Origin of the sequence: Roseovarius roseus, from assembly GCF_043355935.2 — a bacterium.
In the GTDB taxonomy this organism is placed as follows: domain Bacteria; phylum Pseudomonadota; class Alphaproteobacteria; order Rhodobacterales; family Rhodobacteraceae; genus Roseovarius; species Roseovarius roseus.
Genome location: NZ_JBHFPE020000002.1, coordinates 86,606 through 101,586 on the forward strand (window position 1 = coordinate 86,606; position 14,981 = coordinate 101,586).

At 63.3% G+C, this 14,981-nt stretch carries 16 protein-coding genes and 1 tRNA gene; 6 read left to right on the forward strand and 11 right to left on the reverse strand.

The window, feature by feature from the left end:
- Positions 1-3 precede the first annotated feature (3 nt).
- The 5 genes from rodA to ACEWPL_RS04295 all read right to left on the reverse strand — a co-directional run bounded on the left by rodA (position 4) and on the right by ACEWPL_RS04295 (position 5,682).
- The gene (gene rodA, locus ACEWPL_RS04275; RefSeq protein WP_393933558.1) at positions 4-1,143 is read right to left on the reverse strand and encodes a rod shape-determining protein RodA; all 1,140 of its coding nucleotides are present in this window, start codon (positions 1,141-1,143) and stop codon (positions 4-6) included.
- Positions 1,140-3,080, reverse strand: a complete 1,941-nt coding sequence (mrdA, locus tag ACEWPL_RS04280) for a penicillin-binding protein 2 (protein WP_393933560.1) — start codon at positions 3,078-3,080, stop codon at positions 1,140-1,142. Before mrdA ends, rodA begins: the two co-directional genes overlap by 4 nt.
- On the reverse strand, positions 3,077-3,610 hold the full coding sequence (locus ACEWPL_RS04285) for a rod shape-determining protein MreD (RefSeq protein ID WP_393933562.1): 534 nt from the start codon (positions 3,608-3,610) through the stop codon (positions 3,077-3,079). Before ACEWPL_RS04285 ends, mrdA begins: the two co-directional genes overlap by 4 nt.
- On the reverse strand, positions 3,603-4,535 hold the full coding sequence (gene mreC / locus ACEWPL_RS04290) for a rod shape-determining protein MreC (RefSeq protein WP_393933564.1): 933 nt from the start codon (positions 4,533-4,535) through the stop codon (positions 3,603-3,605). Before mreC ends, ACEWPL_RS04285 begins: the two co-directional genes overlap by 8 nt.
- Positions 4,536-4,635: 100 nt before the next feature.
- Positions 4,636-5,682, reverse strand: coding sequence for a rod shape-determining protein (locus tag ACEWPL_RS04295; RefSeq protein ID WP_393933566.1), 1,047 nt, complete (start codon positions 5,680-5,682; stop codon positions 4,636-4,638).
- A 214-nt stretch (positions 5,683-5,896) separates the two neighbouring features.
- On the opposite strand from ACEWPL_RS04295, the gene ACEWPL_RS04300 reads away from it, so the two are divergent.
- The 3 genes from ACEWPL_RS04300 to ACEWPL_RS04310 are packed head-to-tail and all read left to right on the forward strand — an operon-like array spanning position 5,897 to position 7,356.
- The gene (locus ACEWPL_RS04300) at positions 5,897-6,103 is read left to right on the forward strand and encodes a hypothetical protein (RefSeq protein ID WP_393933568.1); all 207 of its coding nucleotides are present in this window, start codon (positions 5,897-5,899) and stop codon (positions 6,101-6,103) included.
- A gap of 18 nt (positions 6,104-6,121) precedes the next feature.
- Positions 6,122-6,988 carry an urea carboxylase-associated family protein gene (locus ACEWPL_RS04305; protein WP_393933570.1) on the forward strand — a complete coding sequence of 289 codons (867 nt, stop codon included), beginning with the start codon at positions 6,122-6,124 and terminating at the stop codon, positions 6,986-6,988.
- Positions 6,985-7,356, forward strand: coding sequence for a cupin domain-containing protein (locus ACEWPL_RS04310; RefSeq protein ID WP_393933572.1), 372 nt, complete (start codon positions 6,985-6,987; stop codon positions 7,354-7,356). The genes ACEWPL_RS04305 and ACEWPL_RS04310 overlap by 4 nt, the downstream gene beginning before the upstream one ends.
- 10 nt (positions 7,357-7,366) lie before the next feature.
- On the opposite strand, the gene ACEWPL_RS04315 is transcribed toward ACEWPL_RS04310, so the two are convergent.
- The 5 genes from ACEWPL_RS04315 to ctaD form a co-directional block, all read right to left on the reverse strand.
- Complete coding sequence (locus tag ACEWPL_RS04315) at positions 7,367-7,543, reverse strand: hypothetical protein (protein WP_393933574.1); 177 nt, start codon at positions 7,541-7,543, stop codon at positions 7,367-7,369.
- Positions 7,544-7,618: 75 nt separating this feature from the next.
- On the reverse strand, positions 7,619-7,771 hold the full coding sequence (locus ACEWPL_RS04320) for a Hint domain-containing protein (RefSeq protein ID WP_393934176.1): 153 nt from the start codon (positions 7,769-7,771) through the stop codon (positions 7,619-7,621).
- Complete coding sequence (locus ACEWPL_RS04325) at positions 7,699-8,322, reverse strand: hypothetical protein (RefSeq protein ID WP_393933576.1); 624 nt, start codon at positions 8,320-8,322, stop codon at positions 7,699-7,701. Before ACEWPL_RS04325 ends, ACEWPL_RS04320 begins: the two co-directional genes overlap by 73 nt.
- A 115-nt stretch (positions 8,323-8,437) precedes the next feature.
- Entirely contained in the window at positions 8,438-9,541 is a 1,104-nt protein-coding gene (locus tag ACEWPL_RS04330) for a sensor histidine kinase (RefSeq protein ID WP_393933578.1), read from the reverse strand.
- A gap of 162 nt (positions 9,542-9,703) precedes the next feature.
- Positions 9,704-11,380 carry a cytochrome c oxidase subunit I gene (gene ctaD, locus ACEWPL_RS04335; protein ID WP_393933580.1) on the reverse strand — a complete coding sequence of 559 codons (1,677 nt, stop codon included), beginning with the start codon at positions 11,378-11,380 and terminating at the stop codon, positions 9,704-9,706.
- Positions 11,381-11,685: 305 nt separating this feature from the next.
- Here ctaD and ACEWPL_RS04340 point away from each other — a divergent pair, with 305 nt between their 5' ends.
- Positions 11,686-12,081, forward strand: a complete 396-nt coding sequence (locus tag ACEWPL_RS04340; protein WP_393933582.1) for a hypothetical protein — start codon at positions 11,686-11,688, stop codon at positions 12,079-12,081.
- A 145-nt stretch (positions 12,082-12,226) separates the two neighbouring features.
- On the opposite strand, the gene lipB is transcribed toward ACEWPL_RS04340, so the two are convergent.
- Positions 12,227-12,877, reverse strand: coding sequence for a lipoyl(octanoyl) transferase LipB (gene lipB, locus ACEWPL_RS04345; protein ID WP_393933584.1), 651 nt, complete (start codon positions 12,875-12,877; stop codon positions 12,227-12,229).
- Positions 12,878-13,012: 135 nt separating this feature from the next.
- On the opposite strand from lipB, the gene ACEWPL_RS04350 reads away from it, so the two are divergent.
- Together ACEWPL_RS04350 and ACEWPL_RS04355 are read left to right on the forward strand one after the other, a co-directional pair.
- Positions 13,013-13,098 (forward strand) — tRNA-Leu (locus tag ACEWPL_RS04350).
- A gap of 92 nt (positions 13,099-13,190) precedes the next feature.
- Positions 13,191-14,555, forward strand: coding sequence for a tyrosine-type recombinase/integrase (locus tag ACEWPL_RS04355; RefSeq protein WP_393933586.1), 1,365 nt, complete (start codon positions 13,191-13,193; stop codon positions 14,553-14,555).
- The last annotated feature ends 426 nt before the right edge of the window (positions 14,556-14,981 follow it).

Below are 14,981 nucleotides of genomic sequence, written 5' to 3' on the forward strand. Positions count from 1 at the left end.
GTGCTACCTCGGCTTGTGGACATGCGCGCTTTGGACCATGCCGAAGCCCAGCATGAGGATCAACATCGCAGATCCCCCATAGCTGACCAGCGGCAACGGCACCCCCACAACCGGCGCCAGCCCCATGACCATCGACATGTTGACCGCGAAGAAGAGGAAGAACGTCGCCGCGATGCCCAAGGTCAGCAGGGATGAGAACCGGTCGCGGTTCGTGACCGCCGTGCTGATGCAGAACATGATGATGAGCGCGTAAAGACCCAGCAGCGAGATCGCCCCGACAAAGCCGAATTCCTCGGCCAGCGTGGTAAAGATGAAGTCGGTATGTTTCTCGGGCAGGAAGTTCAGCCGCGACTGTGTCCCCTGCATGAAGCCGCGCCCCGTCCAGCCACCCGAGCCGAGCGCGATCTTGGACTGGGTGATGTGATATCCCGCGCCGAGGGGGTCCTGGCTGGGATCCAGAAAAGTGTCGATCCGGCGAAACTGGTAATCGGCCAGCAATTGCCAATCGGTGCCCCGGCTTTTGAAAACGGCGGTGACAAGGCCGATCCCGGCGGCGATGACCCCGGCGAAATAGGCCCAATGCACGCCCGCCAGAAACATCATGCCCGCGCCCGCCGTGATCAGCAGAATCGACGTGCCAAGATCGGGCTGTTTCAGCACCAGATAGACCGGGATCAGGATCAGCACGACGGGCAGGATCACCCAGAGGGGGCGTGACGTCTTGTTCAGGGGCAACCAGTCGTAATAGGCGGCCAGCAGCATAACCAGCGTGATCTTCATCAGCTCGGAGGGTTGCAGCCGCATGAAGCCCAAATCGATCCAGCGCTGCGCGCCCATGCCGATTGTGCCGAAGAACTCGACCGCCACCAGCAGCGCCAGCGACACCGCATAGGCCAGCCCCGCGATGTTGCGCCAGAACCAGATCGGCACCATGGCGGCGATCAGCATGGCGGCAAAGCCAAGGCCGAACCTTTTCATCTGCGGATCCATCCAAGGGGTCCGCGCGCCCCCGGCAACGGAATAGAGCATCAAAAAGCCGACGCAGGCCACCGCCGCCAGCAGCACGGCCAGCGGCCAGTTGACATAGAGGATCTTGCGCAGGCCCGTCGGGACGCTCTTGACCGAGTATTCAAGGTAGCTCATGCGCGGTCGCTCGACTTTGGCCCGTGATGCGGACGGGCATTGCGAAGCTGTTCCTGCTGCGTCTCGATGCGGCCCCGGTCGGCTGCGGGATAGGCCTCGAGCGGCGGATCGCCATTGTAGAGCGCCTGCAGCGTGATGTCGCGGGCGATGGGCGCGGCCACGGCCGAGCCGCCGCCGCCATGCTCGACCACGACGCAGACCGCGACCTTGGGATTGTCGAATGGCGCGAAGTCCACGAAGAGTGCGTGATCGCGCCGTTCCCACGGCAGATCCTCGTTGCGGACCACGCCTTGCGCGCGTTCGGCTGCGGTAATGTTGCGGACCTGGCTGGTGCCGGTCTTGCCGGCCATGCGCATCCCCTCGGCCACGATGCGGCTACGGTAAGCGGTGCCGCGCTTGTTGTTGGACACGTCATACATCGCACGGCGCACGTTGCGCAGGTTGTTCTCGTTGATGCCCATGTCATCGCCATGGCCGGTCGGCGTTTCGACACCGCCCACGGATTTGATGAGGCGCGGCGTCACGGCGCGCCCGGTGGCCAGCCGCGCGGTCATCACCGCCAGTTGCAGCGGCGATGTCAGCACAAACCCCTGCCCGATGGACGAGTTGACGCTATCGCCGATCACCCATTCGGCGCCGCGCGACGACCGCTTCCATTCCTTGGTCGGGATCAGCCCCTCGGCCACGCTGGTCATCGGCAGATCATGCGCCACGCCAAGGCCGAGGCGGCGCGCCATCGCGCTGATCTTCTCGATGCCGGTGCGCAGGGCCATCTCGTAGAAATAGACGTCGCAGCTTTCGCGCAGGGCGCTAGCGAGGTCCATGTTGCCATGGCCCGCGCGCTTCCAGCAGTGAAACCGGCGCCCGCTGACCTCGAGATGGCCGGGGCAATAGACCGTATCCTCGGCGGTGGCGTTGCCATCCTCCAGCGCGGCGAGGGCCGTGACCATCTTGAAGGTCGAACCGGGCGGATAGATGCCCTGCACGGCCTTGTTGGGCAGGGGGCGATACTTGTTTTCCAGCAGCGCGTTGTAATCGCTGACGGAAATGCCGCGCACGAAAAGGTTGCTGTCAAAGCCGGGGGTCGAGACGGTGGCGAGGATATCACCGCTCTCGCAATCCATGACCACGGCGGCGGCGCTTTCGCCCGCGAGGCGCGCGTGGATGTAGGATTGCAGGTTGCTGTCGGTGGTGATCTGCACGTCGCGGCCCGGCTCGCCCTCGCGGCGGTCCAGCTCGCGCATAACGCGGCCGGCGGCGTTCTGCTCGATCCGCTTGGTTCCGGCCTTGCCGCGCAAGAGGTCCTCCTGCATCGCCTCGAGCCCGACTTTGCCGATCTGGAACCGCGGGATCAGCAACAGTTGGTCCGGCGCCTCGATCTTGCCAAGGTCATAATCGCTGACCGGGCCGACATAGCCCAGCACATGGGCGTATTCCTGCTCCATCGGATAGCGGCGCGACAGGCCCACTTCGGGGCGCACGCCGGGCAGGGCGGGGGCGTTGACGGCAACGCGGCTCAGCTCTTCCCAGCTGATGCGGTCGGCGATGGTGACGGGATGCACGCGCGAGCGGCGCATCTCCTCACGGGCGCGCTCCAGCTCTTCGGGGTCGAGATGGATCAGACGGCCCAGCCGCGCGATTGTATCCTCGACATCGCCCGCCTCCTCGCGCTCCAGCATGATGCGGTAGCTGGGCACGTTTTCCGCCACGACAATGCCGTTGCGGTCGAAGATCTGGCCGCGCGCCGGGGGAATCAGGCGGATCTTGATGCGGTTTTCCTCGGCCAGCAGGCGGAACTGATCCGCCTGATCGACCTGCAGATGCCGCATCCGCCACGCCAGAAGGCCCAGGAACCCGGCCTGTCCCGCGCCCAGAATCAGGCCCCGGCGCGTGATGCGCCGCTGACTGACTGCCGTGTCGCGCGTCTGACGTTTCATATGCGCCCCCTTCCGCCTTCGCTGGGCCTTGCCTTGCGCACCCCAAGAAGGAATGACGAGACCATGACCACCAAGGGATAACATAGCACCGTCATCGCCATTTGCATCAGGCTGAGACCCAATGGTGCCTGCGGAACCAGCAAAATGGCAAGGCTCAGCCGATAGAGCAGCGTGATCCCCAGCGCCGTGATCCCGACCATCAGCCATTCGGGGCCAAACCCCATGTCCCGCAGTCCGGGCGCGCGCGCCTTCAGAGTCTCGCAGCCCAGCACCACCAGCGCGGCCCAAAGGCCGGGCGGGCGTTGAAACATCAGGTCTGTCAGCAAGACGATCAAGGCGATCAATAGCGGTGGCACGAATTGCGGGCGGCGCAGCACCCAGGCAAAGGCCAGCGCGGTGATGATGTCAGGGCCGGCCCATCCGGCGGGCACGGTGCTGAGGGGCAGCACGCGCCAGAAGATGACCAACGCGCAAAGCGCGGTGAAAAGGGCGCGCATCGCCCAGATATGTGCGCGCGCATTCTCAGCCATCGGGGCCCGCCACAGGTGCGCCCGCGATCGGCGAGGCGGGCAAGGCTTCGGGCGCGCTCGGCGGCACATCCGGCGCGATCAGATCGCCGGTGTCGTCGATCCGCGTGCCGCCGTGATCGCGCAGCACCCGCAAGAACTCCAGCCGCTCGTAATCGGCGGCCAGACGCAGGCGCAGGCGTCCGCCCGGATCCTGCGCGACGCGGCCAACCAGCAAACCGGCGGGAAAGACGCCACCATCGCCCGAGGAGATCACGCGGTCGCCGGGGCGCACGCTGGCTGCATCCTCCAGAAAGTCGATGGGCGGCGCGACGGTATTATCTCCCAAAATCAGCGCACGCTGCCCCGAGGGCTGCACCGTGACGGGGATGCGGCTGGACGTGTCGGTCAGCAGGATCACGCGCGACGAATTCTCGCCCACGCCGGAAATGCGCCCGACAAGGCCAAGGCCATCCATCGCGGCCCATCCATCGACGATCCCGTCGCGCGCCCCCACGTTCAGCAGCACAGATTGCCGAAAGGGTGAGCCGCTATCGGCGGTGACGACGCCGGTGACATAGGTCAGGCGCGGGTCCAGCCGCACGTTGTTCAGGTCCAGAAGGCGGGCGTTCTCCTGCTCCAGCTGCAGCGCCGCCTCTTTCCACGCCTGCATTTGTTGCAACTCGCGCCGCAGCTCCTGATTCTGGCTGTAGATGCGCTGGTAGCTTTGGAAATCGCGAAAGAGGTTCACGGTGCCGGTGACCGGCGCCATCGCCCAGTCCAGATTGGGAACGACCTTGTCGATGACCGCCGCACGAAACCGCTCGACCCGCGGACTGTCGATCCGCCACAGCAGGAAAAGACCCAGCAGGCACACGATCAGGACGCCCAGAAGCAGCCGCTTGAGCGGGCCGGCATAATCGTCGGAGTTTTTGCGATCCTTGGCCAAAAAGGGGTCCCTGAGGTGAGAGGGGCCGCGCCCCGGCCCCTAGGCTATAGCGCGCCGTGCCGCCTCGCAATCTTGCGGGCGGCTGGGCGGCGCGGGCGCGTCAGCTGTCGTAATCTATCGCGTGACGCAGCTGTTTTTCGAATTCCAGCGCCTTGCCGGTTCCAAGAGCCACGCAGTTCAGGCTCTCATCCGCGATGCTGACCGCAAGGCCGGTCTGCTCGCGCAGGGCAAGATCCAGATCGCCCAGCAGCGCGCCGCCCCCGGTCAGCATGACGCCCCGGTCGACGATATCCGCCGCCAGATCGGGCGGCGTGGCTTCGAGCGCGGTCATCACCGCCTCGCAGATTTGTTGCACAGGCTCGGACAGCGCCTCGGCCACCTGGGCCTGGCTGATTTCGGTCTCCTTGGGCACGCCGTTCAGCAGGTCACGGCCCCGGATGCGCATCGTCTCACCGCGCCCGTCATCGGGCATGCGGGCGGTGCCGATCGAGGTCTTGATCCGCTCGGCCGTGGCGTCGCCGATCAGCAGGTTCTGCTGACGGCGAAGGTAGTTGATGATCGCCTCATCCATCCGGTCACCGCCGACGCGGACCGAGCGGGCATAGACGATGTCGCCAAGGCTGAGAACCGCGACCTCGGTGGTGCCGCCGCCGATATCGACCACCATGTTGCCGGTGGGATCGGTGATGGGCATGCCCGCGCCGATGGCCGCCGCGATAGGCTCGGCGATCAGACCGGCGCGGCGTGCGCCGGCGCTCAGCACCGACTGGCGGATCGCACGTTTTTCAACCGGCGTCGCGCCATGGGGCACGCAGACGATGATCTTGGGCTTGGAGAAGGTTGTGCGCTTGTGCACCTTGCGGATGAAATGCTTGATCATCGCCTCGGCGGTGTCGAAATCCGCAATGACGCCTTCGCGCATGGGGCGGATCGCCTCGATGCTGCCGGGCGTGCGGCCCAGCATCAGTTTGGCATCCTCGCCCACGGCCAGCACCTTCCGCACGCCATCCTTGACGTGATAGGCAACCACCGACGGCTCGGACAGGATGATGCCGCGGCCCTTGACGTAGACCAGCGTATTCGCCGTGCCGAGGTCGATGGCCATGTCCGAGGTGAACATCCCCGGAATTCTGCTCAGTATGGACATGAGAGGCGGTGTCCTGTCTTTGGGTGCAAACACAAAAGGGCGACTCTGGGCCGCTGATATCTGGCCCTTATAGAGAGGCGCAGGGCGCGATTAAAGGGGCTGTTTCGTGCCTTTCAGCGTCAATTCGCCGGTATCATTGGTGCCGTGCCGGGTTGAGCGGGGCATTGTGCCGCGCTATCCCTGAAAGGGGCGACGTGACCAAGGGAGGCCGCCGGTGTTTATCGTTGTCGGACTGGTGCTTGCCTTCGTGCTGATCGTGATATTCTCGAATGCGCGCACCCGCAACTGCCGCTGGCGCGAGGACAGGACGCGCGACCGGGACGGCCAGCGTTATTTTCGCTGTCTGCAATGCGGCCATGAGACCTATACAGAAACCGGCAAGCCGCCCAAGATCTGCCTGGCCGACACGCCCGGACCCTAAACGCGCAGGAGGACCCAGATGATAGAGCCACAAGATGCCGATTCGCGCCGCGACGCCGCGCCCGTGATCTGCTATCCGAACGAGACGCTGCCCGTGCCTGACCTTGCGCTTTACAAGGCCGCCCGCGCAGGTGCCGTCAAGACCGGCGAGGTTCTGGTCCCTCCGCGCGAGGCCATGGCGTTCCGCGTCGGGGCCGGTCAGTTCTTTCGCATCACTTCGGTGGACGGGCCGCAGGTGGGCGATCTAAACCTCTGGAATGCTGGCGATCTGACCGAGCGGTTCTATTCCGGCAAGACGCGCGCGCTGCATGGCACCCATATCACGCGGGGCGAGCGCATGTGGTCCAGCTTGCCCTATCTGCGCCCGATGGCGACGATCCTCAGCGATACGCTGGAATGGTATGGCATCGACCGCTTTGGCGGCTCTGTGCATGACGTGATCGGCACGCGCTGCGATCCCTATACGCATAATCTGCTGGCGGGCGGGCAGTATCACCATTGTTGCCATTCCAACCTGACACGCGCCTTGGCGGATGAGACGGGGCTCAGCCTGATGGACGCCGAGCGCCATGTGCATGACGTGCTCAATGTCTTCATGTGCACCGGATTTACCCGCGATACGGGGCAGTATTTCATGAAGGCCAGCCCCGTGCGCCCCGGCGACCATCTGGAGTTCTTTGCCGAGATCGATCTGATCGGTGCGCTCAGCGCCTGTCCTGGTGGCGATTGCTCGGCCCAGCATTCCAGCGACCGCGCCGCGTGCTACCCCTTGCTGGTCGAGACCTTTGCGCCCGCGCCCGGCGCGTTGGAGGGCTGGAGCGCGCCGTGCTTGAGCGGATACGACCGCAGCCACGGGCGCGGGCCGGTAGCGGGGCGCGCCGGATGATCAGTTATGCGCCCGGTTGCGATGTCGGCCCGCTGGAGGAATGGCCGCTGGACAATCCGGCCAGCGCGTACGTCATCCTGCGGGGCGCGCCGCGCACCTTCGGGCGGCTGGATGCGGGAGGGCCGGGGCATGTCACCCGCTTTGGCATCTGGCGGTGCACGTCCGGCGCCTTTCAATGCACCGAGCAGGGCGACGAGTTGATCACGGTCCTGTCCGGGCGCTGTCGGTTGACGGACCACGGCACCGGCGAGGTGCATGCGCTGCGCACGGGCGACAGCCTGTTCCTGCGTGATGGAAGCCACGTAACATGGGACGTGACCGAGGAAGTGACCAAGGTCTTTTTCGGGCACAAGCCGGGCGGGTACTGAACCCGCCTTATCAGGCAAGCGCACGATACGCGGGCAAGTCCGGCGGCCAGATCAGCGGCTTGCGGTTCTTGATCTGCCGCTTGATCAACCGGCGCCACCGGGTTCCACGGGCAGGGCAGGGCCGCGCCAGAACGTCCGAGGTGATCCGCATGCCCGGCCGCGCCTGCAACGCGTGGATATCGGCCATTGCCTGCGGGCCCAAGGCGAGTATGGCTTGTTCTCCAAGCCGCACGCTTTTCGCAGGGCAGGCCTTTGGCAAAGATCACTTTATGCCGTCAAAAAGCAGGTGGTAGTATTGCACGTCCACCGCCTCGCCCCACTGCCGGATGCCGCCGAGGGCCGTCAGCTTCTTGGCGGGCACGAAAATCTCGGGCTGGCCGAATATCCGCTCGGCAATGGGTGAGGCGATGCAGATGCGATGCTGTGGGGTACCCGCAAGGGGCGGGCCGGTAGCCCCGTGCCCCTTGCGCCCGCACCGATGCAGGCGCCTTTGCCGACGTTGAGGTTCATAAAGGTCGCGCGATCGCCGACGATGAGAATATTCTCGGCACCGCCCAGCTTGAATGCGCCATCGGTGGAAAACTCATCCCCCATTGTGATGGTGTTCGGTCCCATGGATGAGCCGGTGAAGGATCCTATGCGAAAGCCGTCTCTCGCATCCAGAATGAGGCCATCGGTGCTTTTGGCATTGATCTTGACATCAGAGAGGTCCGCGTCATTGGCGATAGTGAGGGTCGGGGGCAGGCCGGCATCGAACTTGATATCGAAGCCGTTGAACTTGGCGCTGTTGATCCGCAGCTCAAACTCGACAGAAGTGTCACTGGCCGAGGGGAAATCGACAGTATCCGCGACCGAAGGGGCGAGGACATAGATTTCCCCGTCCGAGACCTGAAACCGCCCGCCCGCCCGAATTTCGCCGGGGCCGAGCGTGGCGACATTCACGTCCACAATTGTATAGGATGGCATCTGATTCCCCGCGCGCGGGGGTGTTGATGCGAGGCGATACGGCAGCGAGTTATGAACCGGGTTTTAACCGATCAATTTGCTGGATTTTTTGTTGCTGTCCGTCGGAATTGGCGCGCTATGTCCGGACAGTGTCGACAACGAATTCCAGCGCGAGCCTCAGGCCCTCGGGCGACGATGTCACCTCCAGATCCGTGTTCAACTCGGCGGTGATGACCTGCGCGATCAGGGTGCCGAGGCCGCCCTCATCGGGGTTCGTCTCGGGCGGAAGGCCGACGCCCGTGTCGCTGCAGGAAACCCGCATGGTGCCGGGTGCAATGCCCGGCTCGGCACGGACGGTAATTCTGCCTCTCTTGCCGTTCGGGAAGGCGTGCTTGAAGGAGTTGGCGACGAATTCGTTGACCAGCGTACCAACGGCCACTGCCTGACCCGCCGGCGCCTGACATACGCTAGCCTCCAGATTCAGGGTCACGCCAACCGGTGCCATCGCACCCAGATGCCCGACCAGCTCGGTCAGGTAGGCCTGTAGATCCACGATCGAGCCGTTGTCGTTCAGGTAAAGCTGCCGATGCAGTTGCGAGACCGCCTCGATCCGCGACCGCACGGTGCGCAGTGCGCGGCGTGCCTCGCTGCCAACCGCGCGGCGCTCCTGGATCGAGACCAGCGAGGAGAGCGATTGCAGCGAATTCTTGACGCGGTGATCGACCTCCTGCCGCAGCAGCTTGTTCCCGTTCAGCGCGCGCCGCATGTCAAGCTGTGCCATCACTTGCCGGGCCAGAACGCGCAAGGTATCGCGCTGCAGCGGGGTCAGTTCGCGCGGCTGGTAATCCAGTACGCAGAGCGTTCCCAGCGGCAACCCATCATCTGATTTCAGTAGGGCACCCGCGTAGAATCGCAGGCCCGGAGTGCCGGTGCAGAGCGGATTGTCGACCATGCGCGGATCGCTCAGCGTGTCGGGGATCTCGACGAAATCGTCCTCGAGGATGACATGACTACAGATCGAGGTGGCAAGGGGCGTCTCGCGCACGCCAAGGCCCACCTCGGCCTTGAACCATTGCCGATCGGCGTCGATCAGGTTGACTACCGAAATGGCCGTGCCGCAAATTTGCGAGGCAAGCTGCGCGATGTCGTCGAAATCGGCCTCTCGGTCGGTGTCCAGAATTTCGTAGCTCTGCAAAAGCTCAAGCCGTTTGTCCTGCTGAGGGTGCTTGAGAGCTTCCAATTCGCCATCCTGTCTTGGGGCCGCCGCCGTGCAATCAGCGCTTATTGTTCAGGTTTCTACGGAATCGTCAATTCCCGTTTACCTTTTACCCCATTCGGAAGGGCAAACGAGAAAGGCCCCGGATATCTCCGGGGCCTTTTCAGTTCTGTGATCCGGCGACGCCTAGTGTGCGTGGCCCTTGTCCCAGTCTTCCCGCTGGGGAAGCTGCTCGAACGTATGCTCGGGCGGCGGGCTGGGCAGGGTCCATTCCAGCGTGTCGGCATATTCGTTCCAGGGATTCTTCTCGGTCGCCTTCTTGCCCTTGAACAGCGCATAAAGGATCACGACGAAGAAGAACACGAAGCTGGCGAAGCTGAGGAATGCACCGATCGAGGACCAGTAATTCCAGGTCGCGAATGCCTCAGGGTAGTCGATATAGCGGCGGGGCATACCCTGACGGCCCAGGAAGTGCTGCGGGAAGAACGTGAGGTTCGCACCGATGAACATCGCGTAGAAGTGCAGCTGACCGGCCCATTCGGGATACATGCGGCCCGTCATCTTGGGGAAGTAGAAGTAGATACCCGCGAAGATGGCAAAGACGGCGCCAAGGCTCATCACGTAGTGGAAATGCGCGACGACATAATAGGTGTCGTGATACGCGCGGTCGATCCCGGCCTGGCTGAGCACGATGCCCGTCACGCCGCCCACGGTGAAGAGGAAGAGGAAGCCGAACGCCCAGAGCATCGGGGTCTTGAACTCGATCGAGCCGCCCCACATCGTCGCGATCCAGCTGAACACCTTGACCCCTGTCGGGACCGCGATGACCATCGTCGCCAGCATGAAGTAGGACTGCTGCGTCAGCGACATGCCCACCGTGTACATGTGGTGCGCCCAGACGACAAAGCCCAGCGCGCCAATGGCGATCAGCGCCCAGACCATCGGCAGGTAGCCGAAGATCGGTTTGCGCGAGAAGGTCGCGATGACGTGGCTGATGATGCCGAAACCGGGCAGGATGATGATGTAGACTTCCGGATGGCCAAAGAACCACAGGATATGCTGGTAGAGGATCGGATCGCCGCCACCTGCGGGGTCAAAGAAGGTCGTCCCGAAGTTACGGTCCGTCAGCAGCATCGTGATCGCACCCGCCAGCACCGGCAGCGACAGCAGGATCAACCACGCGGTGACGAAGATGGACCAGGCGAACAGCGGCACCTTGAAGAGGGTCATGCCCGGCGCGCGCATGTTCAGGAATGTCGTGATCATGTTGATCGCGCCCAGGATCGAGCTGGCGCCCGACACGTGCACGGCAAAGATCGCGAGGTCCATCGAGATGCCCGGCGAGTTGGTCGAGAGCGGTGGATAGAGAACCCAGCCGACACCAGCGCCCAGCTCCCCGCCCAGGCCGCCCGGTGTGAGCAGCGAGGCGACACCCAGCGCGGTCCCGGCCACGTACATCCAGTAGCTGAGGTTGTTCATCCGCGGGAACGCCATGTCGGGCGCCCCGATCTGCAGCGGCATCAGGTAGTTGCCGAAGCCGCCGAAAAGGGCGGGAATCACCACGAAGAACATCATCAGGACGCCGTGATACGTGATCATCACGTTCCACAGATGCCCGTCCGGGGTACATGTGGCGGCAGAATCGGCAATGAAGCGCGCGCCTTCGAGGCACATGTACTGAACGCCGGGCTCCATGAGTTCGAGGCGCATATAGACGGTGAAAAGAACCGAGAGCAGGCCGACAATCGCCGACGTGATCAGGTAAAGGATACCGATATCCTTGTGGTTCGTGGACATGAACCACCGGGTGAAGAACCCTCGTTCGTCGTGGTGGTCTTGGCCATGAATGGCTGCATCTGCCATTGGGTGCCTCCTGCTGGTATGAGTCCGGACGCACTTTTACTGCCGTGCGCACGCGGTGTGCTGAAGGCTGTTTTAATCCGCCGGGCCGCGCCCGGCAACGCTGTAGTGGGCCGTTTGGCAAATAAAATTGTCGCACCCCCCTTAGCGTTTCGCGGCCCGTTCGCCCGACGTTGGCCCCCGACGCCGCGAAAAAATATCTGGCTGACCGGAACCGGATCGCGATGCGCCGTGTTGTGCACTCAAGCGACGCAAGACCCCGGCATGACGCAGGGAAGCGTTGTCTGAAAAGAACATAGGAGATTGAAATGACAAACTTTCGTAAACTGAGCACCGCCGCCGCCGCACTTGCCCTGACCACCGCAATGTCGACCGGCGCATTTGCCGCAAGCCACGGTGACCACGACATGACGTGTGGTGAGTACAATGCCATGAGCGCGGACGATCAGCTGTCGGCACGTTCGGAAATGGGCCGCGAAGGCGCGCGCGATGCGGCAACGGGCGAAGATTCCACGGAAGCTGGCGTCGCCACCGAGCAGGCAAACGATGATGGCACCCAGAACGACGATGCTGGCCGCGAAGGCGCGCGCGATGAGGCAATGGGCGATGACGAAGCCTATGCCGCATCGATCGTCGAGCACTGCAAAGGCGGCGATGACCTGATGGTCAAGGACGCCATGCACCCGACCGCCAAAGCCGAATAACGCTGCCTGCTCGCGCAACCGCCGGTCCCGTCCCTTCTGAACGGCGGCTTGCACGACAAAGCGTTGAGGCCCGCAACCCCCCAAAGGTTGCGGGCCGTTCTGTTTTCAAACGGATGCCTTGCTGGCTGAGCCGGTAGACGCCCGATCAGCCTTGGAAAACATCGTCAAAACGGCGTCGAAGTGCGACGTCGACATCCTCCATCGTGACCGGCAGGCCCAGATCGACGAGGCTCGTAACTCCGTGCTGGGCGATGCCACAAGGCACGATGCCGCTGAAATGCTCGAGGTCCGGCTCGACATTGATCGAGATGCCGTGAAAGCTGACCCACTTGCGCAGGCGCACGCCGATCGCGGCAATCTTCTCTTCGGGAGGGGCGCCATCCGGTCCCAACGGTTTGTCCTGCCGGGAGACCCAGACACCGACACGGCCCTCGCGCAATTCGCCGGTCACGTTGAATTCGTCCAGCACCGCGATCACCCACGCCTCGAGCTGGCGGACAAAGGCGCGTACGTCGCGCCCCCGCTTGCCGACATCGAGCATGACATAGACCACCCGTTGACCGGGGCCGTGATAGGTATACTGCCCGCCGCGCCGCGCGTCATGCACCGGGAATCGCGTGGGATCGATCAGATCCTCGGGGCGGGCGGAGGTGCCGGAGGTGTAAAGGGGCGGGTGTTCCAGCAGCCAGACCAGCTCGGGCGCCGTGCCGCCGGCGATCCCCGCCACACGAGCCTCCATCTCGGCCAGGGCCTCGTCATAGCCGGTCAGGCCGGGCGATATTTTCCATTCCACCATGAGGCGGTTGATACACCGCCCCTGACCGCAGGAAAAGCGCGCGTTGCACGTGATCCAGACAGATTTGTCATCAACAGAATTTGTTCTTCACAAAGCGATCCAGAGTCGCTAAACGCCGTGGCACACCATGACAGTGCGGTCGTGGCGGAATGGTAGACGCGCAGCGTTGAGGTCGCTGTGGGGTAAAACCCGTGGAAGTTCGAGTCTTCTCGACCGCACCAAATCACCCCCTTGAGGGGCCTGTTTTTCAAGTATATCAGGCACTTTGCGCCCATCCCGAGACACAAACCGGGACACATATGGGATACTTGCGATGGTGGTGATGATGAAGCTCAAATACGTTGATGACCTGCCCGGAGGCCGCAAGCGGTTCAGGCGGCGATTCAAAAAGGCCGTTGCTGAGGTCTTGGGCGAAGGATTTTTTCAGGTGCCCATGAAGGCCCGTGAAGGTGCCGCATTGGTCGCCGAACAGGAAGCCCTCCTAGCCGAATACGAGAAGATCGCCGCGAAGGCTATGCGCAAGGCAGCGGGGCAGGGCACGCTCTCTCCGCTTGAGCATTGGCGTGAAGCCGTTGCTGAGGTCACCGCGATGAGGGACGCGATAGTTGGCGACCTGAGCGATGATGATAGGCAAGAAGTCTTGGCGGATGACCTGCATCGCCGGGGCGCTGGCCCAATCTTGGTTAAGGCCGTGATGACGCCAGATGCCGAGGAACCCCCTGTCACCATGTTGGACGCCAAGCGCATGTATGAGCAGGAGAAGCTCGGAGCGAACCCCGGTCGCAACCAGAGGAACCGCTTGGAAAGGGTCTGCAAGCGCATAGAGGCTGCACTCGGGCCACTCGGCAAGCTGCCGATAGCGGGCCTTCGGTCTGCTCACGGGCGTAAGCTGAGAGACCATATGCAGACTGTCCCGGCGCTGGGCAAGAAGGGCAAGCTGTTAGCCCCTCGGACCATCCGAAGGGAACTCGACATGATCTCGACCATGACGAACTTGGCAATCAAGGAGTTCGATCTCGAAAAGGTCGCCAAGAACCCGTTTGAGGGTCTTACCGTAGACGCTCCGGACAAGGCCCCGGAAAGCGAATGGGAACTTCGCGACCCTCTTCCGGAACCCGTCCTAGCCACCATGAGGGTCCGCATGACCGGGAAGCTGCGGCGTCCTGAGCTTGGTCTTATCTGGCGCATCTTGGAGGGGACCGGATGCCGAGGCGCTGAGGTGGTCGGCCTTCGCGTCGAAGACGTGTTCATAGACCACCCGTATCCTCACATTTGGGTCAGGTGGCATGAAGACCGAAGCGTGAAGACCAAGACCAGCATCCGGGCGGTGCCCCTTGTGGGTGATGCCTTGGAGGCCATGAGGGAAGCCATGAAGCTACCCCGAGAGGGTTCCCACATGTTGTTCGCGCGATATGCCCGGGAGGCTGGCCCAGACGCTGTCTCTCAGGCTCTCATGAAGCACCTGCGGGCCGTGACCACCAACCCCCGCCATGTCGTCTACTCCCTGCGCCACAACATGAAGGACCGCTTGGTAACTGCGGGCGTCGATCAGCGCGATGAAAATCGCATCCTTGGTCATTCTCTCGGTGGCGTTGGGGACCGCGTATATGGAGGCGAGGAGGCTAGGTTGAGGGTGGCCTATGAAGCTATGCAGAAGGCTTGCGCTGTGGCCTCGTAGTTTCTCCTCAGTGGCACCGGGGTCATCCCTCATGGCCCGCAGACGTTCCACCTTGCGGAGGTCGTCTAGGGTTGCCGTGCGGTGGACCGGCTTGGGTTCCGGCTTGGGTTTCCCGAGGGCCAGCACGTCAGCGATGCTATCGCACCGGGCAAATTCGCATGGCTATGCGATTTTGGTCTTGGCGATCTTCATGTAGTTGTTCGCTGCTCGGTCCTTGAAAGAGCAGTTCGCCTCGACCCACGGCATGAACTCACCGTGGGCCAGCTTTTTTTCACCGCGATCAGTCCCTCGCCAATCTCGGCAGCGATTTCCTTGGCGGTGCGCCCCAGCCGCTGCACCTCAAGCGATCTGGTCAGGCCTCAGCATCCGCCCTTTGGGTTGCTCTTCCGGCGTCCCGCTATCGCGCCTCTCGGCGACCTCACGCCA

Bases quoted from the DNA above. Each gene is read 5' to 3' on its own strand.
- rodA (WP_393933558.1), bottom strand. From the start codon at position 1,143: ATGAGCTACCTTGAATACTCGGTCAAGAGCGTCCCGACGGGCCTGCGC.
- mrdA (WP_393933560.1), bottom strand. From the start codon at position 3,080: ATGAAACGTCAGACGCGCGACACGGCAGTCAGTCAGCGGCGCATCACG.
- ACEWPL_RS04285 (WP_393933562.1), bottom strand. From the start codon at position 3,610: ATGGCTGAGAATGCGCGCGCACATATCTGGGCGATGCGCGCCCTTTTC.
- ACEWPL_RS04295 (WP_393933566.1), bottom strand. From the start codon at position 5,682: ATGTCCATACTGAGCAGAATTCCGGGGATGTTCACCTCGGACATGGCC.
- ACEWPL_RS04305 (WP_393933570.1), top strand. From the start codon at position 6,122: ATGATAGAGCCACAAGATGCCGATTCGCGCCGCGACGCCGCGCCCGTG.
- ACEWPL_RS04310 (WP_393933572.1), top strand. From the start codon at position 6,985: ATGATCAGTTATGCGCCCGGTTGCGATGTCGGCCCGCTGGAGGAATGG.
- ACEWPL_RS04315 (WP_393933574.1), bottom strand. From the start codon at position 7,543: ATGGCCGATATCCACGCGTTGCAGGCGCGGCCGGGCATGCGGATCACC.
- ACEWPL_RS04325 (WP_393933576.1), bottom strand. From the start codon at position 8,322: ATGCCATCCTATACAATTGTGGACGTGAATGTCGCCACGCTCGGCCCC.
- ctaD (WP_393933580.1), bottom strand. From the start codon at position 11,380: ATGGCAGATGCAGCCATTCATGGCCAAGACCACCACGACGAACGAGGG.
- ACEWPL_RS04340 (WP_393933582.1), top strand. From the start codon at position 11,686: ATGACAAACTTTCGTAAACTGAGCACCGCCGCCGCCGCACTTGCCCTG.
- lipB (WP_393933584.1), bottom strand. From the start codon at position 12,877: ATGGTGGAATGGAAAATATCGCCCGGCCTGACCGGCTATGACGAGGCC.
- ACEWPL_RS04355 (WP_393933586.1), top strand. From the start codon at position 13,191: ATGGTGGTGATGATGAAGCTCAAATACGTTGATGACCTGCCCGGAGGC.